Source organism: Nocardioides sp. FY1077 (assembly GCF_058681775.1).
The window spans coordinates 301,906-324,425 of sequence record NZ_JBZWDB010000001.1; the positions used below are offsets into that span (position 1 = coordinate 301,906).

The 22,520-nt window shown below is 75.1% G+C and carries 20 protein-coding genes; 9 read left to right on the forward strand and 11 right to left on the reverse strand.

Features of this window, described 5'->3' with window-relative positions; translation table 11 throughout:
- Positions 1-19 precede the first annotated feature (19 nt).
- The 3 genes from AC4OR8_RS01450 to AC4OR8_RS01460 are packed head-to-tail and all read right to left on the reverse strand — an operon-like array spanning position 20 to position 4,359.
- Complete coding sequence (locus tag AC4OR8_RS01450) at positions 20-1,447, reverse strand: NAD(P)/FAD-dependent oxidoreductase (RefSeq protein WP_492163789.1); 1,428 nt, start codon at positions 1,445-1,447, stop codon at positions 20-22.
- A complete protein-coding gene (locus tag AC4OR8_RS01455; RefSeq protein ID WP_492163790.1) occupies positions 1,440-2,804 on the reverse strand; it encodes an aspartate aminotransferase family protein in 1,365 nt (454 codons plus the stop codon). Before AC4OR8_RS01455 ends, AC4OR8_RS01450 begins: the two co-directional genes overlap by 8 nt.
- The gene (locus AC4OR8_RS01460; protein WP_492163791.1) at positions 2,797-4,359 is read right to left on the reverse strand and encodes a CoA-acylating methylmalonate-semialdehyde dehydrogenase; all 1,563 of its coding nucleotides are present in this window, start codon (positions 4,357-4,359) and stop codon (positions 2,797-2,799) included. The genes AC4OR8_RS01455 and AC4OR8_RS01460 overlap by 8 nt, the downstream gene beginning before the upstream one ends.
- A 35-nt stretch (positions 4,360-4,394) precedes the next feature.
- On the opposite strand from AC4OR8_RS01460, the gene AC4OR8_RS01465 reads away from it, so the two are divergent.
- The gene (locus AC4OR8_RS01465) at positions 4,395-6,071 is read left to right on the forward strand and encodes a PucR family transcriptional regulator ligand-binding domain-containing protein (RefSeq protein WP_492163792.1); all 1,677 of its coding nucleotides are present in this window, start codon (positions 4,395-4,397) and stop codon (positions 6,069-6,071) included.
- Positions 6,072-6,110: 39 nt separating this feature from the next.
- On the opposite strand, the gene AC4OR8_RS01470 is transcribed toward AC4OR8_RS01465, so the two are convergent.
- The gene (locus tag AC4OR8_RS01470) at positions 6,111-6,995 is read right to left on the reverse strand and encodes an aldo/keto reductase (RefSeq protein WP_492163793.1); all 885 of its coding nucleotides are present in this window, start codon (positions 6,993-6,995) and stop codon (positions 6,111-6,113) included.
- 183 nt (positions 6,996-7,178) lie between these two features.
- Here AC4OR8_RS01470 and AC4OR8_RS01475 point away from each other — a divergent pair, with 183 nt between their 5' ends.
- Positions 7,179-8,642 (forward strand): protein adenylyltransferase SelO, encoded by a 1,464-nt coding sequence (locus tag AC4OR8_RS01475; protein WP_492163794.1) that lies wholly within the window; start codon positions 7,179-7,181, stop codon positions 8,640-8,642.
- Between the two features lie 302 nt (positions 8,643-8,944).
- Here the strand turns inward: AC4OR8_RS01475 and AC4OR8_RS01480 are convergent, their stop codons facing one another.
- On the reverse strand, positions 8,945-9,121 hold the full coding sequence (locus tag AC4OR8_RS01480) for a hypothetical protein (RefSeq protein ID WP_492163795.1): 177 nt from the start codon (positions 9,119-9,121) through the stop codon (positions 8,945-8,947).
- Positions 9,122-9,214: 93 nt separating this feature from the next.
- On the reverse strand, positions 9,215-9,961 hold the full coding sequence (locus AC4OR8_RS01485; protein WP_492163796.1) for a siderophore-interacting protein: 747 nt from the start codon (positions 9,959-9,961) through the stop codon (positions 9,215-9,217).
- 227 nt (positions 9,962-10,188) lie between these two features.
- Here AC4OR8_RS01485 and AC4OR8_RS01490 point away from each other — a divergent pair, with 227 nt between their 5' ends.
- From AC4OR8_RS01490 to AC4OR8_RS01500, 3 genes are all read left to right on the forward strand, one after another.
- Entirely contained in the window at positions 10,189-12,363 is a 2,175-nt protein-coding gene (locus tag AC4OR8_RS01490; protein ID WP_492163797.1) for an ATP-binding protein, read from the forward strand.
- A 215-nt stretch (positions 12,364-12,578) separates the two neighbouring features.
- On the forward strand, positions 12,579-13,796 hold the full coding sequence (locus AC4OR8_RS01495) for a pyruvoyl-dependent arginine decarboxylase (protein ID WP_492163798.1): 1,218 nt from the start codon (positions 12,579-12,581) through the stop codon (positions 13,794-13,796).
- A gap of 30 nt (positions 13,797-13,826) precedes the next feature.
- Positions 13,827-14,222 (forward strand): response regulator, encoded by a 396-nt coding sequence (locus tag AC4OR8_RS01500; protein WP_492163799.1) that lies wholly within the window; start codon positions 13,827-13,829, stop codon positions 14,220-14,222.
- Positions 14,223-14,233: 11 nt separating this feature from the next.
- On the opposite strand, the gene AC4OR8_RS01505 is transcribed toward AC4OR8_RS01500, so the two are convergent.
- Positions 14,234-15,235 (reverse strand): SDR family oxidoreductase, encoded by a 1,002-nt coding sequence (locus AC4OR8_RS01505; protein ID WP_492163800.1) that lies wholly within the window; start codon positions 15,233-15,235, stop codon positions 14,234-14,236.
- 380 nt (positions 15,236-15,615) lie between these two features.
- Here AC4OR8_RS01505 and AC4OR8_RS01510 point away from each other — a divergent pair, with 380 nt between their 5' ends.
- Complete coding sequence (locus tag AC4OR8_RS01510) at positions 15,616-15,792, forward strand: hypothetical protein (RefSeq protein WP_492163801.1); 177 nt, start codon at positions 15,616-15,618, stop codon at positions 15,790-15,792.
- 7 nt (positions 15,793-15,799) lie between these two features.
- Here the strand turns inward: AC4OR8_RS01510 and AC4OR8_RS01515 are convergent, their stop codons facing one another.
- Positions 15,800-16,252 (reverse strand): DUF309 domain-containing protein, encoded by a 453-nt coding sequence (locus AC4OR8_RS01515; RefSeq protein WP_492163802.1) that lies wholly within the window; start codon positions 16,250-16,252, stop codon positions 15,800-15,802.
- Positions 16,253-16,476: 224 nt separating this feature from the next.
- On the opposite strand from AC4OR8_RS01515, the gene AC4OR8_RS01520 reads away from it, so the two are divergent.
- A complete protein-coding gene (locus AC4OR8_RS01520) occupies positions 16,477-17,148 on the forward strand; it encodes a Crp/Fnr family transcriptional regulator (protein WP_492163803.1) in 672 nt (223 codons plus the stop codon).
- 38 nt (positions 17,149-17,186) lie between these two features.
- Here AC4OR8_RS01520 and AC4OR8_RS01525 read toward each other — a convergent pair whose 3' ends face one another.
- Positions 17,187-17,858 (reverse strand): DUF4396 domain-containing protein, encoded by a 672-nt coding sequence (locus AC4OR8_RS01525; protein WP_492163804.1) that lies wholly within the window; start codon positions 17,856-17,858, stop codon positions 17,187-17,189.
- A 196-nt stretch (positions 17,859-18,054) separates the two neighbouring features.
- On the opposite strand from AC4OR8_RS01525, the gene AC4OR8_RS01530 reads away from it, so the two are divergent.
- Together AC4OR8_RS01530 and AC4OR8_RS01535 are read left to right on the forward strand one after the other, a co-directional pair.
- Complete coding sequence (locus AC4OR8_RS01530) at positions 18,055-19,542, forward strand: sensor histidine kinase (RefSeq protein ID WP_492163805.1); 1,488 nt, start codon at positions 18,055-18,057, stop codon at positions 19,540-19,542.
- 37 nt (positions 19,543-19,579) lie between these two features.
- Complete coding sequence (locus tag AC4OR8_RS01535) at positions 19,580-20,671, forward strand: threonine aldolase family protein (RefSeq protein WP_492163806.1); 1,092 nt, start codon at positions 19,580-19,582, stop codon at positions 20,669-20,671.
- A 6-nt stretch (positions 20,672-20,677) separates the two neighbouring features.
- Here the strand turns inward: AC4OR8_RS01535 and AC4OR8_RS01540 are convergent, their stop codons facing one another.
- Positions 20,678-22,003, reverse strand: a complete 1,326-nt coding sequence (locus AC4OR8_RS01540) for an HNH endonuclease signature motif containing protein (protein ID WP_492163807.1) — start codon at positions 22,001-22,003, stop codon at positions 20,678-20,680.
- A 272-nt stretch (positions 22,004-22,275) separates the two neighbouring features.
- Positions 22,276-22,479 carry a hypervirulence associated TUDOR domain-containing protein gene (locus AC4OR8_RS01545; RefSeq protein ID WP_492163808.1) on the reverse strand — a complete coding sequence of 68 codons (204 nt, stop codon included), beginning with the start codon at positions 22,477-22,479 and terminating at the stop codon, positions 22,276-22,278.
- Between the last annotated feature and the right edge of the window lie 41 nt (positions 22,480-22,520).

Below are 22,520 nucleotides of genomic sequence, written 5' to 3' on the forward strand. Positions count from 1 at the left end.
CGATCATCTCGCGCCCCGCTCAGGAGTCGAAGCCGAGGCCGAGGCGGTCGAGCAGGCGCAGCCACGCGTTGCGCCGTCCGGTGGCGTCGGCGCGGGCCAGCGACCACCGCGTGAGCTGGATGCCGACCCAGGCCAGCGGCTCGGGCGGGAACGGCAGCGGACGGGTGCGCACCATCTGCAGGCGGGTGCGCTCGGTGTCGGCGCCGGCCAGCAGGTCGAGCACCACGTCGGCGGCGAACCGCGACGCCCCGACCCCGAGCCCGGTGAAGCCGGTGGCGTAGGCGACCCGGCGTCCGCGGGTGACGCCGTAGAAGGCGCAGAACCGGGTGGAGGTGTCGATGACGCCGGCCCAGCGGTGGGTGAACCGGACGTCGGCCAGCTGCGGGAACGTGCGCGCGAAGTTGGCCGCCAGCGTCGTGAAGGTGGCGGCGCGGTCGTCGTGACGGGGGTCGATGGAGCGGCCGAAGTGGTAGATCGCGTCGTAGCCGCCGAAGAGGATCCGCTGGTCGGGGGTGAGCCGGTAGTAGTGGAACTGGTTGCCGCTGTCGGCGATGCCGAAGCGGTCGGTCCACCCGATGGCGGCGACCTGCGCGTCGGTGAGCGGCTCGGTGGCCAGCACGTAGTCGTAGACCGGCACGGTGGCCAGCCGCAGCCGGGCCAGCGGCGAGCGGAACACGTTGGTGGCCAGCACCACCTGGCGCGCGTGCACGGTGGCCTGCTCCCCGGCCGACGACGTGGCCGACGACGTGCTGACCACGCTGCCGCCGCGCACCCGGCGCAGGCCCTCCACGCGGGTGCCCTCGGCGAGGCGGACGCCGAGCCGCTCGGCCACCTGCGCCAGCCCCCACGCGAGCCGCGCGGGGTCGAGGGTGGCGCACTCGTCGCGCTCGAGCCGGCCGGCGAGGTAGGTCGGTGAGTCGACCAGGCGTCGTACGGCGCTCGCGTCGAGGAACCCGTCGACGTCGGGCTCCAGCGCCGCGACCTCGTGGAGGCGGGTGGCCACGGCGAGCGCGCCGCGCCGCTCGAAGCCGCAGTCGATGCCGTGGCGCGCCACGGTCTCCTCGATGGCGTCGAGGTTGGCCAGGCCGAGCCGGGCGAGCTCGTCGTACTCGTCGGGCCAGCGGTTGCGGCCGTTGTCCTCGCCGTGGGTCAGGCTGGCCTCGCAGAACCCGCCGTTGCGGCCGGTGGCGTGCTCGGCGACGCGGTCGGCCTCCACGAGCACGACGTCGCGGCCCGGGTCGCGCTCCTTGGCGCGCACGGCGGCCCACAGCCCGGTGAAGCCGCCGCCCACCACGAGCAGGTCGGTGCGCAACTCGCCCACCAGCGGGGGGCGCGGCGCGGGCCGGTCGGGGGTGTCGAGCCACAGCGGGCGCAGCACGCTGCCGGCCAGCGCCTCGCCCGGCGACAGCGCCGGGCCCGACGCGGCCGAGACCGCGGGATCAGCCACGCTGCGCCGCCGCGGTCAGGGCACGGTCGAGCATGGCCACGGCGAGCGCCGCGTCGTCGTCGCTGGTGGTCAGCGGCGGCACGACGTGCACGCGGTTGAAGTTCGAGAGCACCAGCAGCCCCTCCGCGGCGCAGGCGGCCAGCACGGCCGCCATCTCCGGGCTGCTCCCGCCGTACGGCGCCAGCGGCGCGCGGGTCTCCCGGTCGGCGACGAGCTCGACGGCCCAGAACGCCCCCAGGCCCCGCACCTCGCCGACCCACGGGTGGCGCTCGGCCAGGGCGCGCAGCCGCGGGCCGAGCACGTCGCGACCGAGCCGGGCGGCGTGCTCGACGACCTGCTCGTCCTCCATCGCACGGATGGTGGCCACCGCGGCCGCGCAGGCCAGCGGGTGGCCGGAGTAGGTGAGCCCGCCGGGGTAGGCGCGGGTGGCGAAGGTGGCGGCGACGGCCGGCGAGATGGCCACCCCGCCGAGCGGCACGTAGCCGGAGTTGACGCCCTTGGCGAAGGTGAGCAGGTCGGGGACGACGTCGTGGTCGTCGACGGCGAACCAGCGCCCGGTGCGACCGAAGCCGGTCATCACCTCGTCGGCGACGTAGAGGATGCCGTGACGGTCGCAGAGCTCGCGCACACCGCGCAGGTAGCCCGGCGGCGGCACCATGATGCCGGCGGTGCCCGGCACCGTCTCCAGCACGATCGCGGCGACGGTCTGCGGTCCCTCCATCGCCACGACCTGCTCGAGGTGGGCCAGCGCGCGCTCGCACTCCTCCGCCTCCGTCGTGGCGTGGAAGGCGCTGCGGTAGAGGAACGGGCCGAAGAAGTGCACGGTGCCGGTCGAGGCGGTGTCGTTGGCCCAGCGGCGCGGGTCGCCGGTCATGTTGACCGCCAGCTGGGTGCCGCCGTGGTAGCTGCGGTAGGTGCTGAGCACCTTCTGCCGACCGGTGTGCAGCCGCGCCATCCGCACGGCGTGCTCGTTGGCGTCGGCCCCACCGTTGGTGAAGAACACCCGGTCGAGGTCGCCGGGGGTGTGCGAGGCGATCAGCCGGGCGGCCTCGGAGCGCGCCGCGTTCGCGTGCGACGGCGCCACCGTGCACAGGGTCGCGGCCTGCTCCTGGATCGCGGCGACCACGCGGGGGTGCTGGTGGCCGAGGTTGGTGAACACCAGCTGCGAGCTGGCGTCGAGCAGCCGGCGTCCCGCGCCGTCCCAGACCCAGGAGCCCTCGGCGCGGGTGACGACCATCGGGTCGACCAGGTCCTGCGCCGACCAGGAGTGGAAGACGTGGGCGCGGTCGAGGGCGTGCGCACGCGCGGGGTCGGGGTCGATCGACGGCACGGCGGGTGCATCGGTGAGGTCAGTCATGGCGGGGGAACCCCAGCTGCAGGCCGCCGGCCGGGCGGGCCGCGGGGTCGATCCACCGCGACGTCACCACCTTGCCGCGGGTGAAGAAGTGGACGCCCTCGGTGCCGTGGGCGTGGGTGTCGCCGAACAGCGAGCGGCCCCACCCGCCGAAGGAGTAGTAGGCCACCGGCACGGGCACCGGCACGTTGATCCCGATCATCCCCACCTCCACGTCGGACTCGAAGCGCTTGGCGGCGCCGCCGTCGTCGGTGAAGACCGCGGTGCCGTTGCCGTAGGGGTTGGCGTTGACCAGCGCCACGGCCTCGTCGTACGTCGCCACGCGCACGACGCTGAGCACGGGCCCGAAGACCTCCTCACGGTAGACCTCCATGTCGGGCGTGACGTGGTCGAGGACGGTGGGGCCGAGGAAGAACCCGCTCGAGGCGTCCCGCGGCTGCACGTCGCGACCGTCGACGACCACCGTGGCGCCGTCGCGCTCGCCGCCGGCGACCAGGTCGGCGACCCGGTCGCGGTGGGCGCGGGTGACCAGCGGGCCCATGTCGACCTCGGGCCCCTCGCCGCGGGCGCCGTCGCCCACGACGATGCCGCGGGCGCGCTCGGCCACCCGGGCCACCAGGTCGTCGGCGACCGCACCGACCGCCACGACCACGCTGATGGCCATGCACCGCTCGCCGGCGCTGCCGAAGCCGGCGCTGACCGCGGCGTCGGCGGCGAGGTCGAGGTCGGCGTCACCGAGCACGACCATGTGGTTCTTGGCCCCGCCCAGGGCCTGCACGCGCTTGCCCGAGCGGGCGGCGCGCTCGTAGACGTACTCCGCCACCGGGGTCGAGCCCACGAAGCTCACCGCGGCGACGTCGGGGCTGTCGAGCAGCACGTCGACGGCCGTCTTGTCGCCCTGGAGCACCGACAAGACGCCGTCGGGCAGGCCCGCCTCGCGCCACCGCTCGGCCAGCCAGAGCGAGGCCGAGGGGTCCTTCTCGCTGGGCTTGAGCACCACCGCGTTGCCGGCGGCGATCGCCACGGGGAAGAACCACATCGGCACCATCGCCGGGAAGTTGAACGGGCTGATCACGCCGACCACGCCCAGCGGCTCGCGCCGCGAGTGCACGCCGACACCGGTCGAGACGTTCTCGGAGTGGCTGCCCTTGAGCAGGTGGCCCACGCCGCAGGCGAACTCCACGACCTCGAGCCCGCGCACCACCTCGCCCACCGCGTCGGAGTGCACCTTGCCGTGCTCGGCGGTGATCAGCGCGGCCAGCTCGTCCTTGCCGGCGTGCAGCAGCTCGCGGAAGGCGAACATCACCTGGGTGCGCCGCGCCACCGACGTGGCGGCCCAGGCGGGCGCCGCGGCCGCGGCCCGGGCGACCACGTGGCGCGCGTCGGCCTCGTCGGCGAGCACCACCCGGCCCGAGGTGGCGCCGGTGGCGGGGTTGGTGACGTCGGCCGTGCGGCCGGACGCACCGGCCCAGGGGGCGCCGTCCACCCAGTGGCTGACGGGGTCGGGGGTCTGCGTCGACACGGGCTCTCCTCGGGGTGCGGCTGGGCGTCCGTCCATCGTCGCGGGCGCGCCGTCCGCCTAGGGTGAGCACCATGTCTCTCCCACCGGCCCAGGCATTACACAGTGACAGCCTGAGGGACGAGCCGGGCGACCTGCCCACGCTGGCCCAGGTGCTGGCGCTGCCGATGGTCCGCACGGCGCGCGCGACCGTGCTGGCCGGGGACGACGCCCTCGACCGCCCGGTGCACTGGGTGCACCCCGCCGAGCTGTCCGACATCGCGCCGCTGCTGCGCGGTGGCGAGCTGGTGCTGACCACCGGCATCGCGCTGCCGGGCGACCCCGACGGCCTCACGGCGTACGCCGCCAGCCTGGCCGGCGCGGGCGCCGCGGGGCTCCTGGTCGAGCTGGGCCGGCGCTGGACCGGGGAGGTGCCGCCGGCGCTGGTCGAGGGCTGCCGCACCCACGGCCTGCCGCTGGTGACGCTGCGCCACGAGCTGCCGTTCGCGGCGCTCACGCAGGTGCTGGCCGAGCGCATCGTCGACGCCCGCCTGGGCGAGCTGCGCGCCGTGGAGCACCTGCACGAGGTGTTCACCGAGCTCACGGCCGCCGACGCCGGCGCCGAGCAGGTGCTGCGCGCCGTCCACCGGCTCTCGGGGCGCACCGTGGTGCTGGAGGACGACGACCACCGCGTGCTCGACCACGTGCTCGACGACACCCTCGACGACACCGTGGGCGGGTCGGGCGACGGCGCCACCTGGATGGCCGACTGGGCCCGCCGCTCCCGGCGCATCGAGGTGGCCGCCCCCGGCGCCACCGGCTGGGACGCCGCCCAGGAGGCGCTGGTGACGCCGGTGGGCCGCCCCGGCCAGCGCACCGGCCGGCTCGTGCTCCACCAGGACACCGCCCCGTCGCCGCGGCACACCGCCCTGCTCGAGCGGGCCGCGGCCACCCTCGCGCTCACCCGGCGCCACGCCCGCGACCGCGACAGCGCCGTGCGCCGCAGCCACCTCGCGCTGCTGCTGGGCCTGCTGGCCGACCCGACCGCGCTCGACCTGCCGCGCCGGTGCGAGCTCGCCGGGCTGCCGGTGGCCGGGCGCACGCTCACCGGCCTGAGCCTGCGCCCGACGGACGACGACGGGCCCGGCGCGCCGGGCGGGCTCGACGCCGTGCTGGGGGCCGTGCTGGCCGCGGGACGGCGGCTGCGGCTGCCGCTGCTGGCGGCGGCGGTCGACCGCGACGTCCGGGTGCTGGTGTCGACCGGTGCGGGCGACGACGACCGCGCGCTGGTCGCCGTGCTGCACGAACAGGTACGGCGCACGGCGGCCGTGCGCAGCTGCGCGGGTCGCTCGGTGCGCGACCTCGGACAGGTCGACCGCACGCTCGCAGAGGCCCAGCACGTGCTGGGCTCGCTCAGCGGCACACCGGCCCCCGACGCGCAGGTGCACCGGGTGGAGGACACCCACGTCCGGGGGCTGGTGGCACTGCTGCAGCGCGACCAGCGGCTGGTGGAGTTCGCCCGCCGCGAGCTCGCCCCGCTGCGCGCGCCCGACGTCGCCCGCGGTGACGACCTGCTGGCGGCGGTGCGGGCGCTGGTGACCCACCCGGGCGGCAAGGCCGGGGCGGCGGCGAGCCTGCACGTGTCGCGCCCGGCGTTCTACCACCGCCTCGCCCGGGCGCAGCACCTGCTGGGCGTCGACCTCGACGACGCCGAGACCCGGCTGTCGCTGCACCTCGCGCTGCTGGTCGAGGAGGTCGTCGACCTGGGCTGACGCCGGGGCGGGCGGGCCCGGGCGGGCTGGGCGCCCTCGTCAGTCGGCGTCGAGCGAGGCCAGCTCGTCGGGGGTGAGCTCCAGGTCGGCCGCGGCGGCGGAGTCGGTGATCGACTGGGGCCGCTTCGCGCCGGGGATCGGCACGACGCACGGCGACTGCGCCAGCTCCCAGGCCAGCGCCACCTGCTGCGCGCTGACCCCGCGGCTCTCGGCCACCCGCTTGAACGCGGGGTGCCGCTCCGAGAGCTCCTTGGCACCACCGAGGCCGCCGAGCGGGCTCCACGGCAGGAACGCCAGGCCGAGCTCCTCGCACACCTCGATCTCCGGGGCGCTGCTGCGGAAGGCCGGGGAGAACTGGTTCTGCACGCTCACCAGCGCGTCGCCCAGCGCCGCGTGGGCGAGCCGGATCTGCGCGGGGTCGGCGTTGGACAGGCCGACCCGGGCGACCTTGCCGGAGTCGGCGATCTCCCGCAGCGTGCCGACGACGTCCTCGTAGGGCACCTCGGGGTCGGGACGGTGGTGCTGCCACAGCGCGACCTGCTCCACCCCCAACCGCTCGAGGCTCGCGTCGACGGCGGCGCGCAGGTGGGCCGCCGAGCTGTCCACGGCCCAGCCGCCTCCCTCGGTGCGCACGTGGCCGCCCTTGGTGGCCAGCAGCACCTGGTCGCGCACGCCCAGCTCGTCGAGCAGGCTCGCGACCAGCCGCTCGTTCGCGCCCTGCGCGTCCGCCCCCAGCTCCTCGCCCGGGCCGTAGGCGTCGGCGGTGTCGAGGAGGGTGACGCCGGCGTCGAGGGCGGCCCGCACGGTGGCGGCGAGCTGCTCGCGCGGCTGCGTCCCGGACTGGTCGAAGGTCATCAGGCCCAGGCCGATCGCGCCCACCTGCACCCGGCCGACGGTGTCGTTGCCGATCTCTCGTGTCTGCATGACCCCTGTCTACCCGGCCGCCCCCGTCAGCAGCACCCGCCCGAGGGGTGAGCGGACGCCGCGCGCCGGCCGACATGGAGGCGGAAACTGCCACTGGGTGGCCGAAATTTCAGCCACCCAGTTCCGGTTTCCCCGGCCGGCCGGGGAAACCGCCCGCAGTCGCCCCCGACGTAGGCTCGAGAGATGGACGTCGCGACCCCCTCGACCCTCTCCCTGGGCCACCGGTTCGCCGACGCCGTGCCCGAGCTGGCGCTGCCGTGGCAGGCCGAAGAGGCTCCCGAGCCGCGACTGCTGGTGCTGAACGAGCCACTGGCGCGCGACCTGGGCCTCGACCCGGCGTCGCTGCGCGGACCGGACGGCGTCGCGCTGCTCGTCGGTGCCCACGTGCCGCCGGGCGCGACGCCGGTGGCGCAGGCCTACGCCGGGCACCAGTTCGGAGGGTTCAACCCCCGCCTCGGCGACGGCCGCGCGCTGCTGCTCGGCGACCTCGTCGACACCCGGGGCGCGCTGCGCGACCTGCACCTCAAGGGCTCGGGGCGTACGCCGTTCGCCCGCGGCGGCGACGGGCGCGCCGCGGTGGGCCCGATGCTGCGCGAGCACGTGATCAGCGAGGCGATGCACGCCCTCGGCATCCCGACCACCCGTTCGCTGGCCGTCACCGCCACCGGGCGCCGGGTGCAGCGCGAGACCGCCCTGCCCGGGGCCGTGCTGGCCCGGGTCGCGAGCAGCCACCTGCGGGTCGGCACCTTCCAGCTCGCCCGCGCCACCGACGACGTCGAGCTGCTGCGCCGCCTCGCCGACCACGCCATCGCGCGCCACCACCCCGAGGCCGTCGGTGCCGACCACCCCCACCGCGCGCTGCTCGACGCCGTCGTCGCGGCGCAGGCCGACCTCGTGGCGCAGTGGATGCTGGTGGGCTTCGTGCACGGCGTGATGAACACCGACAACATGACGATCTCGGGCGAGACCATCGACTACGGCCCCTGCGCCTTCATGGAGGCCCACGACCCGGCGACGCTGTTCAGCTCCATCGACGAGGGCGGTCGCTACACCTACGGCAACCAGCCCTGGATCGCGGAGTGGAACCTCGCCCGGCTCGCCGAGTCCGTCCTGCCGCTGCTGCACGACGACCAGGAGCAGGCCGTGGCGCTGGCCATGGAGTCGCTCGGCGCCTTCCGGCCGCGCTACGCCGCCGCGTGGGCGGCGGGCATGCGCGCCAAGCTCGGGCTCCCGACCGACGTCGACGACGCCGACGTGACCGCCCTCGCCGAGGACCTGCTCGCGCTGCTCGTGTCAGGACACGTCGACCACACCACGGCGTTCCGAGCCCTGGGCGGCGCTGCCCGCGGCGACGACGAGCCGCTGCGTGAGCTGGTGCTCGACCTCGCGGCCCTCGACACGTGGCTCGCGCGCTGGCGTGCGCTGGGCCCCGACGCCGCCGCCATGGACCGCGTCAACCCCGTCTACGTGCCGCGAAACCAACTCGTCGAGGAGGCCCTCGACGCCGCCACGGCCGGCGACCTCGCGCCGTTCCAGCAGCTGCTCGAGGTGGTCACGTCGCCGTACGACGAGCGACCGGGGCTGGAGCGGTACGCCGCTCCCGCCCCGCCCGACTTCGGCGCCTACCGCACCTTCTGCGGCACCTGACCGCAGCGGGCTGCTGGCGCCGGGCTCGGGGGTGTGCGTCATGCGAAGGGTGGAGTCGCCTCCACGATCCGTATGACGTCAGACCCCGGACGCGGATGGCGCCTGCGCGAGCGGTCGGTGCGTCATACGAACCGTGGAGTCGCACCCACCATCCGGATGACGTCCGACCCCGGACGCGGGTGACACCTGCGCGAGCAGTCGGTGCGTCATACGAACCGTGGAGTCGCACCCACCATCCGGATGACGCAAGCGCCGCCGCCCGACCCCCGCGCCCCGAGCGCGAGGGTCAGCGGCGGGGTGGGTCAGCGGCGGCGGCCGAGGCGACCGGCGAGGCCGCGCACGCCGCGGCCGATGGCCTCGTCGGTGCTGCGGCCACGGGTGCCGCCGACGGTGCCGCCGGCGGGGCGGGTGGCGGGGCGGCCGGTGGTGCCGGTGGTGCCGGCACGGCCGAGGACACGCGAGACGATGCTGGTGATCATGGTGCTCCCTCCGGGACGGCGGGGGTCGCCGACCTCCTGCTCACCCTCGCGCTGACACACCTCGGGCGCCACCACCCGCAAGGATGCGTCGGCTCAGCCCGGGCCAGCCGCGGCGGCCTCGCGCCGCTTCCACTCGCGGAAGGCCTCCTCGGAGCGGCCCTGGCGCCAGTAGCCCGAGATCGACAGCTGCTCGCGCGACAGCCCGCGCTCCTGCAGCAGGTGGGGGCGCAGCTGCCGCATGACCGTGGCGGCCTCGCCGTGCACGAACGCGTGCACCCGGCCGGCGGGCCAGTCGAGGCCGCGCACCGCGTCGAGCAGCGTGGCGCCGCCGGAGCGGTGGACGACGACGACCTCCCCGCCCGCGGGCAGCGCCAGCGCCGGCTCGTGACCGGGCGCGGCCACCTCGAGCACCACCCGCACCACCGCCCCGTCCGGCAGCGCGGCCAGCGCCGCCAGGGCGGCGCCCACCGCGGGCAGCGCCGACTCGTCGCCGACGAGGAGGTGCCAGTCGGCGGTGGCGTCGGGGGCGTAGCCGCCGCCGGGCCCGTTGGCCACGAGGCGGTCGCCGACCTGCGCCCGGGCCGCCCAGGGCCCGGCCACGCCCTCGTCGCCGTGCACGACGAAGTCGATGGCGAGGGTGCCGGCGTCCACGTCGGGTGCCAGAGCGGTGTAGGTGCGCACGACCGGCGCTTCGACGTCGGGCCGGGGGAAGGCGAGCTTGACGTAGCGGTCGGTGTGGGTGCTGCCGGCGAACGCCGAGAGGTCGTCGCTGTGGAACCACACCCGGCGCAGGGCAGGGGTGACCATCTCGGTGCCGGTCACCGTGAGGTGGGTGGCCATCGTTCCTCCAGCTCTCCCGGCGGACGTCGACGTGGGGTCGGGCAGGGCTCCCGCACGGTGAGGCGACCCTAACCTCGACCGCTGAGCACCACCTGAGGACGCCGGTCCGCCGCCGGTCGGCCGCCGAGCCGCGGACGCGGCGCGGGTGCCACCACGTCGTCGGGGCGGGGTGACCCGGTCCCCCGAGTGGCCGGTGCGCCCGAGGCCCCTTTGGTAGCGTGCCCGGCATGGACTCGGGCGTCAGCACGGCGCCCGGACATCCCGAGCGCACCGGCGACTCCGACCCGTCCGGACGCGCCACGCTGACGACGGAGCGGCGCCGCTTCGAGGTGGCCCGGCTCGTCGCGGGCGTCCTCGCCGCCGTCACCGCGCTGCTGCTCCTGCCGGTGGTCCCGGCCGACCTCCGCGCGGTGGTCACCCCGACCGGGCTGCTGGTCGCCGGCGTCCTCGGCACCGTCAGCGCGCTGCTGCGCGTGCGCCGCACGACCGACGACCGGCTCCCCTGGCTGCTGCTCGCGGTGGCCGGCGTGGTCGCCGTGCTCGGCAACGCGTGGGTCGGCCTCACCGGCGCCGACCCGGTCGACTCCCCCAGCCTGGTCGGCGACGGCACCATCGCGGCCGCGCTGGTGCTGGCCACGGCCGGGTTGCTGGCCTTCCCGCGCTCGCGGCGGCGCGGCGCCGAGCTGAGCGTGATGTTCCTCGACGGGCTGGTCGCGGGCGGCGCGCTGCTGGTCATCCTGTCGCTGCTGGTCTTCCCCGAGCTGCTGGAGTCGTCGCAGCGCACGGGCGCCGCCGCGCAGCTCTCCGCGCTGGTCTTCCCGGTGCTCGACGTCGTGCTCGGCACCGTCGCGGTGCTGCTCATCCTGCGGGCCACCCCGGCCCAGCGGCTCACCTTCGGCCTCGCCGCCACGGGCTTCCTGCTGTACGCCGTCGGCGACCTCACCTTCGCCGTGCGTGCCGCGCAGGGCACGTTCGAGTTCGGCACGCTGCTCGACCTGGGCTGGATCGCGGGCTACCTCACCTTCGGCCTCGCGGCGTGGGTGCCGCTCACCGGCGGCCCGCCCGAGGACGCCCCCGACACCGGGCTGTCCGACTCCGTCGGCACGATGATCGTCTTCGGGGTGCTGCTGGTGGCGGCGATCGTGCAGATCGCGGAAGGCGAGCCGGGCGGTCCCGCCGGGGCGCAGGCCGTGGCCTGGGTCGTGCTGGTCGTGGCCGCCGGCGCCCGGCAGGTGCTGCTCACCGCCGACAACGCCGCGCTGCGGCGCGGGCTGGAGCGGCGGGTGGCCGAGCAGACCGCCGGGCTGCGCCAGCTCGCCCGCCAGAACGAGCTCCTCCTCGACTCCGTCGGCGACGGCATCTACGGCGTCGACCGCGACGGGCGCGTCACGGTGGTCAACCGCTCGGCCGGCGACCTGCTCGGCCACGCCCCCGACGACCTCGTCGGCCGCCCCGCCCACGAGGTGGTGGGGGTGTCCGTCGACGCCGACGAGCCGCTGCGCTGGATCGACGCCCCGGTCAACCGCGCGATGGCCACCGGGCGGATCACCGCGGGCGACGGGACCTACCGCCGCGCCGACGGCACGACCTTCCCGGTGGAGAGCACCGCGGCCCCGCTGCTCGACGACGACCGGGTGGTGGGCGGGGTGGTGGTGTTCCGCGACGTCACCCAGCGCCGCGAGGTCGACCGGCTCAAGGACGAGTTCCTCTCGATCGTCAGCCACGAGCTGCGCACACCGCTCACCTCGATCAGGGCCTCGCTCGAGATGGTGGCCGACGGCCACCTGGGCAGCCTGTCGCCCGGCGCCACCCGCATGGTGGCGGTGGCCCTGGAGAGCAGCGAGCGGCTCACCCGCCTGATCAACGACCTGCTCGACATCGAGCGCATGGAGTCCGGCGAGCAGCCGGTCGACCTCGCCGTCGTCGAGTCGCGGGAGCTGCTCGAGACCGCGGCGCGGCAGATGGAGGGCATGGCGGGCTCGGTGGGGGTCACCGTGCAGGTCGGCGCCAGCGACGGGCCGGTGCTGGCCGACCACGACCAGGTGCTGCAGACGCTCACGAACCTCCTCGGCAACGCCTGCAAGTTCTCCGAGCCCGGGTCGGTGGTGGTGCTGGAGTCGCGCCCGCGGGGCGGCCAGGTCCTCTTCGAGGTGCGCGACCGCGGCCGCGGCATCCCGGTCGAGAAGCTCGAGTCGGTCTTCGAGCGCTTCGAGCAGGTCGACTCCTCCGACACCCGGGAGAAGGGCGGCACCGGCCTCGGTCTCACGATCAGCCGCAGCATCGTCACCCGCCACGGCGGGCGCATCTGGGCCGAGAGCGAGCTCGGCGTCGGCACGTCGGTGTTCTTCACCCTGCCCGCGGCTCCCCGACGTACGGACGTCGGGCGACCGCTCGCGCCGTGACCACGGTGACACCGGCGGATCGGTGACATCGGCCACGCGTCGGCGTGGCCTGTGGTAGCGCCGTCGTGGCGGCAGGGGATACTGGCGTCGCTGCACGACACCCTGCTCGGCTCGGGGTCCGGCTCCGGGAGGGCGTCGGTCGCCACGCGCCGCCGGGTCGGGCGCGGCCCGGGTCGTGTCGCGGCCCGGACAGCAGAGGGCACACGGGGGCACACATGCAGCAGGCGTCGACGCGCGCGCACGGACACACCAGCCGGGCCGGGGGCACCGGCGACGGGGAGGCCCTCGACATCACCGTTCGCACGGGGTCGGGCACGGGACGCACGGCGCTCTCGGCCTACGACAGCGCGCTGCAGGGCGCCGGGGTGGCCGACTTCAACCTGGTGACCCTCTCCTCGGTCATCCCGCCCCGCAGCCGGGTGCGGGTGGTCGACTCGGTGCTCACCGGCGGCCACGGCGACGTGCTGTTCTGCGTGCAGGCCCAGGCGAGCGTCGAGCAGCCCGGCGAGTCGGGCTGGGCCGGGGTCGGCTGGTGCGCCGACGAGACCGGTGCCGGGCTCTTCGTCGAGCACCACGGCCCGACCGAGGAGTCGGTGCTCACCCAGATCGAGGCCAGCCTCGACGACATGCGGGCCACCCGGCCCGGCCGCTACGGGCCCACCAGCATGGCGGTGTCCTCCGCCCACTGCGTCGACCAGCCCGTCTGCGCCGTCGTGGTCGCCGCCTTCCGGGTCTCGCCGTGGTACGACCCGGGCGCGTCCGCCGCCCCGGCGCGGCTCGAGGCGCCCGAGCCGGTCCAGCCGGTCGAGGCGCCGGCGTCCACGACCCCGGGTGCCCGCCCGCTGCCCGCACCCGTCACGACGGCCGGCATCACCGTCACGGTGGAGACCGCAGTCGACGAGGCCACCGCGCGCCACTACCACGACCTCTACCGCGAGACGTTCAGCGACCTGGAGACGCGGGCGGCCGCCCGCCAGGTGCTGCACGAGGAGGAGTTCATGGCCGAGATGGTCGACGAGCGGGTGCAGAAGTACGTCGCGTGGGACGAGCACGGCCGCGCCGTGGGCCTGGCCACGCTGACCGACGACCTCGAGACGGTGCCGTGGATCAGCCCGGCGTACTTCGCCCACCGCTACCCCGAGCACCACGCCCGCGGGGCGATCTACTACCTCGGCTTCACCCTGGTGCACGCCACCCACCGCAGTGCCCGTGTCTTCCACGCGATGATCACGAGGATGGCCGACCTGATGGTCGCCGAGCGCGCGGTCGCCGCGTGGGACATGTGCGCCTTCAACGACGAGCGCCGCCTCGGCGGCAACGCCGGGCGCCTGCTCGGTCGCCTCGCCGAGGTGACCATCGAGGAGATCGACCGGCAGACCTACTACGCCGGCACGTTCCACGGCCCGCGCGTCGTGGAGGCGGCGCACCAGTAGGGTGATGTCTCACCCATCTCGGAGGTCGTTGTGCCCGTCCCCACCGTCCTGGTCACCGACGACGACGAGTCGATCCGCGAGGTGACCCAGCTGGCCCTCGAGCTCATCTCCGGCTGGACCGTGGTCACCGCCGACGGCGGGGCCGCAGCCCTGACGATGGCCCGCGAGCACCAGCCCGACGTGATCCTGATGGACATGATGATGCCGGGCATGGACGGGCTCACCGCGGTCGCCCACCTCAAGGCCGACGACGCCACCCGCGACATCCCCGTCATCCTGCTCACCGCCAAGGCACAGGTCGGCCCCAGCCAGCCCTGGGACGGCCACCCCGTGCAGGGCGTCATCCCGAAGCCGTTCGAGGCCCGCCAGCTCGGCCACCAGATCAGCGCGATGCTCGGCTGGCCCGAGGGCGACCGACCCGCCTGACCCGGCGGCCGTCAGCGGCGCACGGCGCGCAGCAGCCCGCCGGCCGCGGTGAGCGCCAGCAGCGCCGTGCCGGAGCGGCGGTGGCGCCCGACGAACGACACCGGGTCGCGCTGGCCCGACTGGTCGGAGAACGCGCCGCGGGCACCGCGGTCCTCCTCGGCGTCGCGGGGCTCGAACAGGTTGGAGCCCCAGTGGGGCGCGTCCTGGTCGGTCTGCTGCGCGTCGACGCCGGTGCGCGCCAGGTAGCGGTCCATGAACGCCGGCGCCACCCGGTTGCCCAGCACGGTGTAGACGGTGGCGACACCGACCCAGGTGTTGCGCCGCGGGTGCTCGGCGGCGTGGCGGATCGCGCGAGCGGCCACCTCGGGCTCGAGCAGCGGCGGCACCGGCATGGGGTGGCCGGGCATCTTGTTCAGGTTCCAGTTGAACTGCGGGGTGTTCACGCCGGGCAGGGTCACCAGCCCGACGGTGACCTTGCTGCCGGTGGCCAGCAGCTCGGTGCGCACCGACTCGGTGGTGCCCTTGATGGCGTGCTTGGCACCGCAGTACGCCGACTGCAGCGGGATCGAGCGGTGGGCCATCGCCGACGACACGTTCACGATCGACCCGCGGTCTCGCGGGCGCATGTGCCGCAGCGCGGCGCGCATGCCGTGCACCTGGCCGAAGTAGGTCACGTCGGTGAGCCGGCGGAACTCCTCCGGCGTGGTGTCCCAGAAGTACGACAGGGCGCCGACGAACGCGCTGTTGACCCACACGTCGATCGCGCCGAGCTCCTCCTCGACCCGGTCGGCGGCGATGTCCATGCCGGGGCCGTCGGCGACGTCGACCTCCAGCGGCAGGCAGCGCTGCCCGGCGGCCTCCACCTCGCGGGTGGTCGCGGCCAGGCCGGCGGCGCCGCGGGCGAGCACGGCCACGTCGTACCCCGCAGCGGCCAGCTCGCGCACCGTCGCGCGGCCGATGCCTCCGGTGCCTCCGGTGACGACGGCGACGCGCCGCCTGGTGGTGTTGCTCATCGTGGTGCCTCCCGGTCGGGGGCGCCGCGAGGGCGGCGCGTCGGCGTGGTGCCGACCGGCCCAGCCTCGCCGCGACCGAGCGCGCCCACCACACCCCTGCGGCGAGGCCGGCGCCACGCCGCAGAGTGACGCACATCACTCCCCGGACGACCCGTCCCGCACGGGCGCGGCGACGAACACCTCCCAGGACAGGTCGGTCTTTGCTTCCGGGGGGGAGCAAAGCGCGGCCGTGCCTCCTGGCCGCTCGGCGGCCGCGGGTCGCCGTCCCCCTCCTGTCGAGGGGGGTGGCGCCCCCAGGGCCCTCCTCCCCCGCCACCGGCGTCCGCCCCTCGGGCGCGAGCGCCTACCGTGTCGCCCACGTCGAGGAGAGGACACCCACCGTGTACGTCGACACCAAGCCGTGCCGCGCCTGCGGCTCCGAGGTCAGGCTGCAGGCCCGCGACGACACCGCCCGGCGGGCCGAGCGCCATCCCGACGGCACCGTCGACCTGCGGGTCTGCACCAACACCGACTGCCCCACCAACCGCACCGGGCCGGCCGACGACCCGACGCCCTGAGCAGCGCCTAGTCGGCGGTGCCGCGGACCCGCTCGCGCGCGCAGCCGACCAGCGCGTCGAGGTCGAGGCCGTACGTCGGGCCGCCCGCGGCCGCGTGGGCCGCGAGGTGGCCGGCGGCGCGCTCGACGAGCCGGGCGGCGCCCACGGTGTTGCCGCGTTCGCCGTGCGTGAGGCCGACGCACAGCTGGGCCAGCCCCTGCCAGAGCTCGCGCTCCTGCTCCGGGCACGACTTCCACCGCACCTCGAGCGCCTCGTGGGCGGCGAACGGCCGCCCCTCGTCTAGCAGCGCCCGCGCGTAGGCGAGCGTCTCGGCCGGCGGCAGAGGCTCCTCGGAGACCGGCTCGACGCCGGGTGAGCCGTAGGGCAGCGGGCGCCCGAGACGGTCGCGGGGCCGGGCCTGCTCGGCACGCCCCCGGGCGTTGCGGTCGCGGTCCGCCGCGGCCCCCGGCTGCTGCTCCACGTGCCTGCTCCCCTCGCTGCACCCGCCCCGGCGTGCCCGGGACCGTCGTCCCACCGTAGGCGTCGGCGCCGACCACGGCCCCACGTGGCGAACCTCATCCGGCGGCGACGTGCCCGCAGGGCCTGCCGTGCCCGATCATGGAGACCCGTCCCCCTCGTGCCCCACCCTCGCTGCCCCACCCTCGCTGCCCGACCTCGCTGCCCCACCCCTGCCCTGGAGGCCCCATGACGTCCGACGAGACCCAGGCCGCCGCCCCCGACGGCGCGCACGCGCTCGACGAGCTGGTGGCGGTGATGACCCCGGTGCGGGTGCAGCGCGGCCAGGACCTGTTCCGCCAGGGCGACGAGGACCGGGCGCTGTTCCTCGTCCAGCAGGGCGCGCTCAAGGTGGCCCGGGCCAACCGCGACGACCGGCCCACCATCCTGGCGCTGGCCGGTCCCGGCGACATCCTGGGCGAGATGGCGCTGCTCGACGGGCGCCCGCGCGGCGCCACGGTCACCGCGGTCGTACCGACCACGCTGCTGCGCCTCTCGCTGGAGGCGTTCGAGAGCGAGCTGGAGCGGCGTCCCGCCCTGGCCGCCGTGCTGCTGCGCGACCTCGCCCGCCGGCTGCGGGCCTCCAACGACACCGTCGCCGACCTGGTCTTCGCCGACGTCCCGAGCCGGGTGGCCCGGGTGCTGATGCAGCTGGCCGACCAGCTCGGCGTCGCCCAGGACGACGGCCGCGTGGTGGTCGACCACCGGCTGACCCAGGAGGAGCTCGCCCAGCTGGTGGGCTCGGCGCGCGAGACCGTCAACAAGGCGCTCGGCGCCCTCGCGTCGCGCGGCGTGATCGAGCTGCGCCAGCGCAGCGTCGTCGTGGTCGACGGCGAGGCGCTCCGGCGCCGTGCCGGCTGACCCGCCGCGTCACCCCCGCCGCACGGACGGGGCCGGCGTCAGGCCGGGGCGACCGTGCGTCGGCGCTCGGTCAGCCACCGCACGGCGGGGTAGCCGGTGACCAGGCCCAGGACGACGCCGAGCTGCATGAGGAACCAGAACGTGCCGTCGGTGGCCGGCGGCATGAACGCGTTGTAGTGCAGGAGCAGCATCCACCCGCCCATGCCGACGTCGAAGGCCAGCACGGTCAGCACCGCGGCCACGGCCGCGGTGGACACCGACATCGGGCGATCGGCCTCGCGGGCCGCGGCCCGCTCGTAGGCGAACAGCAACGCGATCGCGATCAGGCCGATCACGATGATCATCACCCACAGGTCGATGCCGGCGATGGTGAGGCCCGAGGCGACGACGAGCGGCACGCCGACCAGGTGGGCGACGGCCGACGCCCCGCCGCCGGGCAGACCGGCCACCGCGGCGGACCGGTCCCGACCGTCCGCGCGGCCCGTGCGTCCGTGGCGACGGTGCAGGAGCACGGCGAGGGGCCCGAGGTAGAGCCCGGAGGACACCCACGCCAGGTCGCTCGCGACCCCGGTGCGGGCGCCGATACCGGCCCGGTGGTCGCGCAGGACCGCGACGGCCAGGTAGGCGGTGGCGGCGAGCGACAGCACCAGGTAGGTCCAGGCGACAGGGGTGAGCCAGTCGGGCACGCGGCTGTCCATCTGCATGTCCATGGGGCTCCTCGGGGTCGGCCGCGACGGCGGCTCCGGGCCGTGGCCGGCCGGCCGGTCGCGGCGCTGCGGCGAGGGTAGCCGGGCGCTCCGCACACCAATCCTTCGCCGTTGCCCTGACGACACCGCCGCAGCGTGCCATCGTGGGGGTCCGCGACCTCCGCGAGCCCCATGAGCCCCGTGAGCAAGGACGCCGACGATGGACACGCAGCAGGGTGCCGAGCCCCTCTGGCAGCTCACCGCGGAGCACTCCCCGGTGGGGATGAGCCTGGTCGGGCCCGACGGCACCGTGCGGATGGCGAACCGGGCGCTGTGCGCGATGCTCGGGCGCACCGAGGACGAGCTGCGCGGGCTCACCTACGAGGAGCTCACCCACCCTGACGACCTCGCGGAGGACGCCGCGCTGCTCGCCGAGACGCTCGCCGGCCTGCGCGCGACGTACCGCATCACGAAGCGCTACCTGCACGCCGACGGGTCGGTGGTGTGGGGCGACCTGTCGGTGGCGCTGCTGCGCGCCGACGACGGCACCCCGCTGCACTTCATCAGCCAGGTCCTCGACGTGACCGCCCAGCGCCTCGACCAGGAGCGGCTGCGTCGCGCGGTGGAGGTGATCGACCACCAGCGCCGCACGGCGCAGGCCATCCTCGACACCGTCGACGTGGGCCTGGTGCTCATCGACGAGCAGGGCCACTACGAGCAGGTCAACCGCCGCCACGCCGACTTCATGGCGCTGGCCTTCCCCGACGGTCACCAGGACCAGGCCGGCCAGCTCGGCGAGGTGTACGCCGCCGACGGCAGCCGGCTGCTGACCCACGAGCAGATGCCGTCGTCGCGGTCGATGCGGGGCGAGGAGTTCGACGACCAGCGCATCTGGGTGGGCGCCGAGCCGCTGACCCGGCGCGCGCTGTCGGTGTCGGGGCGCAGCGTGCGCGGGCCGTCGGGTGCCGTCGTCGGCGCTGCGCTGGCCTACAGCGACATCACCGACCTGATGCGGGCGGTGGAGTCGCGCGACGACCTGCTGGCCACCGTGTCCCACGAGCTGCGCACGCCGCTGACCTCGATCCTGCTGCACACCGAGCTGCTGCTCGCCACCCCCGGGCTGCCGGAGGAGCACGTGCGCCACCTCGAGGTCATGCACCGCAACGGCGCCCGCCTGCGGCTGCTCGTCGCCGACCTGATCGAGAAGGCGCTGCAGCGCCGCGGGGTCGCGGTCACCATCACCCCCAGCGACACCGACCTCGCAGCACTCCTGCACGAGTGCGTGGAGGCCGCCGGGCCCCACGCGCGTGGAGCGGGGGTCGAGCTCGTCACCCGCACCCCGGGACCCGTGCGCGCCGAGGTCGACCCCGTCCGTCTGCGCCAGGTCGTGGACAACCTGCTGTCGAACGCCGTGAAGTACACCGACCGCGGCGGACGCGTCACCGTGGTCCTCGAGAGCCAGGACGGCGGCGAGGTGCGCATCGCGGTGAGCGACACCGGCATCGGCATCCCGCCCGCCCACGTCGCCCGGCTGTTCGAGCCGTTCTTCCGCGCCCCGCAGGCCCGCGAGCGGTGCGTGCCGGGCATCGGCCTCGGCCTCGGCGTGGTGCAGCGCATCGTCGTCGCCCATGACGGCCGCATCGAGGTCGACAGCCGCCCCGGCGAGGGCTCCACCTTCACGCTCACCCTCCCCCGCCGCGCCGGCTGACCGGCCACCCTGGTCGGGCGCCTGCTTGGCTGGGGTCATGGACGACGACCTCGCTGCGCGGCTGCGCGCCGCCGCCCGCCACAGCACGGCCCTGCTCGGTCCCGAGCGCCGCACGCCCGCCGAGGCGCTGGCGCTGGTGGCCCGACAGGCCGAGGAGCTCGATGTCGACACGTGGGACGTCTACGGCGAGCACGGCCCGGTGGCCCGGCTGGAGACCGAGGTGGCCGCGCACCTCGGCACCCCGGCGGCCGCGTTCTTCCCGACCGGGGTGATGGCCCAGCAGGCCGCGCTGCGGGTGTGGTGCGAGCGCAGTGGGTCGCGCCGGGTGGCCCTGCCCGACCTGAGCCACCTGGTGCGTCACGAGGACGACGGACCGCGCCTGCTCCACGGCTTCGAGGTCGAGCACCTGACCACCGGCCGGGTGACCGCCACCGCCGACCACCTGCGCGGGTCGTCGCCGGGGCTGGGCGCCGCGTTGGTGGAGCTGCCGCTGCGCGAGGCCGGCTGCCTGCTGCCGTCGTGGGAGGAGCTGGTCGCCCTGTCGGAGGCCGCCCGCGAGCTGGGGGTGCCGCTGCACGCCGACGGTGCCCGGCTGTGGGAGTCGCAGCCCTACTACAACCGCCCCCTGGCCGAGATCGTGGCGCTGGTCGACTCGGTCTACGTCTCGTTCTACAAGGGCCTCGGTGGCCTGTCCGGCGCGGTGCTGGCCGGCCCCGAGCACCTCGTGGAGGAGTCGCGGCGCTGGCGCCGGCGCATGGGCGGCACGCTCTACCACCTCACGCCGTACGCCGTCTCGGCGCTGGCCGGCCTGCGCGACCAGCTGCCGCGGATGGGCGAGCGGGTGGACGGGGCCCGCACGTTGGCGGCCGACCTCACCGCCCGTGGCCTGCGGGTCCAGCCCGACCCGCCGCACACCGACACGTTCCTCCTGCACGCCGAGGCCGACGCCGACGAGGTCAACCGCCGCCTGGTCGCGACTACCGAGGCCGAGCAGGTGCAGCCGTGCGGCGTGTGGCGCCGAGCCGACGTGCCGGGCTGGGCGGTCACCGAGGTGGTGGTCGGCCCGACCGCGCTCGCGCACGGCCTCGCCGACGTGGCCGACCGGATCGCGGGCCTCGTCGGCGGCTGACGACGCTCAGGTGAGGTGGGTGGTGCCGGTCGGGTCGACGGCGTAGCGGTGCCCGTGGGGACTGACCCACTCGTACGTAGCTGCGGCGGTGCGGGTGCAGTTCCAGCCGTCATGGGTCTTGGCCCGGTGGTGGCGTCTGCAGAGACAGGCGAGGTTGGCTGTCGTCGTCTGGCCGGGTGGGCCGTCGTCGGCGAGCGCTCGGTACGGGCGGGTGTGGTCGACGTCGGCCGACCTGGCCGGGCGGGTGCAGTGCGGAAAGCGGCAGGTGCCGTCACGCTGCACCACCTGCTCGCGCAACCTGTCGGGGACCTCGTAGGCGTCAGTCGAGATTTGCTCCGCGAGGTCCAGCACCGGGCGCACCGTGACCGCGGTGCCGCTGCTGGCGCACCAGCTCTTGACCTGGTCGGCGGTCACGAACGAGCGGGTCTTCTCCACTCGCGCGAGGTGCAGGTCGGAGTCGTCGTGGAGGGCGGCGTCACTGAGGTGGACGTGGAGCACGACTTGGCGGGCGGGACGTCGTCGCTGCGGTATCGGCTCGGCCTCGGTGTCGTCGCGGGTCAGGTCGAGGGCGGTCTGGGCACGAGCGATCTCACCCACGGCCATCGCGCGGCGGGCGTCCAGCGACTCGGTGCATCCCAGCTCGGCCAGCTGAGCGGCGCAGTGCGCGACCGCGGCGTCCACGTCGAGGGCGTCGGCGAGGTCGAGGTCGCCCTGCACGTGCATGGTGCCGAACACCGACACCTGGGAGGTGTCGATGTCGAAACACCGGTCGTCGGCGGCTTTCGCCGCCCGCACCCGAGCCAGTGCCGGGTCGTGACGGACGATGGCCTCGTCGACCAGCCGATCGAGCGCACGGAAGCCGATCTTGGAGGCCACCGGCGCCACGTGACGGTCCACGAACGCCGCCGCATCCGGACTCAGCGCCAGGGTCTCCTCGGCCACCCGACGCGCCCGCCACACCTGCACGTCACCGGCGGTCACCCGCGACCACAGCCGCGGCAGACGGTGCGCGATCTCGAGGGCGTGACCGACGTACCGCATCCCGGCGTCGCTGCTCATCCCCAGCGCAGCAGCCAGCTCCACCACCGCGAACTCAGACACCAGCGGGGCACCATCGCCCGCGACCGCCAGCTGACGGTCGGTGCCGGGAACGGTCGCTGCGTCCTCGAGGACGTCGTCGTACGGCTCCAGCTCGTTCGCAGCCGCCCACCTGACTGTGGCCACCAGCTGCGCCACCTCAGCGACATCTGCCGCTGCCCGGTGCGCGCACACCTCGGTCAGGAGCGCGTCGGTCGACGCGTCCTGGCGGCGGTGGCAGAGGGCGCTGGGCATGCCCTCATTCTACTCGAACACGCGTTCGAGTGCAGTGGTTCTCCACCGGTCAATCAGCCCGGTTGCGGGGTCTCGATACACCTCGTCGCTGGGGCTCTGATCACCTCGTGCAGGAGTGGTTTCTGAAGACGAGCTGCTCGACGGGCTCCTCAGTACTCGACCACCGAGGCGAGCTCGCCCTTCGTCGGTCGAGTGGCGAGCGCCAGCGAGCGCAGCGAGACCCCTCGACGCCAGCGGGTCCCGAAACCTTCGCACCTCTCGACGTGCAGGGGTCAGCCGTCGCCGAGCGACGACTCCTTGTGGGCGGCGGTCTTGCCCGACTTCTCCGACTCCGCGATCCAGTAGGGGTCGTCGGAGCTGGCCTTGAACTTCTGCCCGTCGTGGTGGAACTCCTTGGTCTTCTTCTCGACGGCCTTGCCCGTGGTCTGGCCCTGCGGCGTGTTCCAGCTGACCTTGTCACCCTTGCTGATGCTCATGCCCCCGACCGTAGGAAGCGGCGCCGCACCGGGCACCACCC

Bases quoted from the DNA above. Each gene is read 5' to 3' on its own strand.
- AC4OR8_RS01495 (WP_492163798.1), top strand. From the start codon at position 12,579: ATGCAGCAGGCGTCGACGCGCGCGCACGGACACACCAGCCGGGCCGGG.
- AC4OR8_RS01480 (WP_492163795.1), bottom strand. From the start codon at position 9,121: ATGATCACCAGCATCGTCTCGCGTGTCCTCGGCCGTGCCGGCACCACC.
- AC4OR8_RS01505 (WP_492163800.1), bottom strand. From the start codon at position 15,235: ATGAGCAACACCACCAGGCGGCGCGTCGCCGTCGTCACCGGAGGCACC.
- AC4OR8_RS01525 (WP_492163804.1), bottom strand. From the start codon at position 17,858: ATGGACATGCAGATGGACAGCCGCGTGCCCGACTGGCTCACCCCTGTC.
- AC4OR8_RS01520 (WP_492163803.1), top strand. From the start codon at position 16,477: ATGACGTCCGACGAGACCCAGGCCGCCGCCCCCGACGGCGCGCACGCG.
- AC4OR8_RS01470 (WP_492163793.1), bottom strand. From the start codon at position 6,995: ATGCAGACACGAGAGATCGGCAACGACACCGTCGGCCGGGTGCAGGTG.
- AC4OR8_RS01465 (WP_492163792.1), top strand. From the start codon at position 4,395: ATGTCTCTCCCACCGGCCCAGGCATTACACAGTGACAGCCTGAGGGAC.
- AC4OR8_RS01535 (WP_492163806.1), top strand. From the start codon at position 19,580: ATGGACGACGACCTCGCTGCGCGGCTGCGCGCCGCCGCCCGCCACAGC.
- AC4OR8_RS01490 (WP_492163797.1), top strand. From the start codon at position 10,189: ATGGACTCGGGCGTCAGCACGGCGCCCGGACATCCCGAGCGCACCGGC.
- AC4OR8_RS01530 (WP_492163805.1), top strand. From the start codon at position 18,055: ATGGACACGCAGCAGGGTGCCGAGCCCCTCTGGCAGCTCACCGCGGAG.
- AC4OR8_RS01460 (WP_492163791.1), bottom strand. From the start codon at position 4,359: ATGGACGGACGCCCAGCCGCACCCCGAGGAGAGCCCGTGTCGACGCAG.
- AC4OR8_RS01455 (WP_492163790.1), bottom strand. From the start codon at position 2,804: ATGACTGACCTCACCGATGCACCCGCCGTGCCGTCGATCGACCCCGAC.
- AC4OR8_RS01545 (WP_492163808.1), bottom strand. From the start codon at position 22,479: ATGAGCATCAGCAAGGGTGACAAGGTCAGCTGGAACACGCCGCAGGGC.
- AC4OR8_RS01540 (WP_492163807.1), bottom strand. From the start codon at position 22,003: ATGCCCAGCGCCCTCTGCCACCGCCGCCAGGACGCGTCGACCGACGCG.
- AC4OR8_RS01485 (WP_492163796.1), bottom strand. From the start codon at position 9,961: ATGGCCACCCACCTCACGGTGACCGGCACCGAGATGGTCACCCCTGCC.
- AC4OR8_RS01475 (WP_492163794.1), top strand. From the start codon at position 7,179: ATGGACGTCGCGACCCCCTCGACCCTCTCCCTGGGCCACCGGTTCGCC.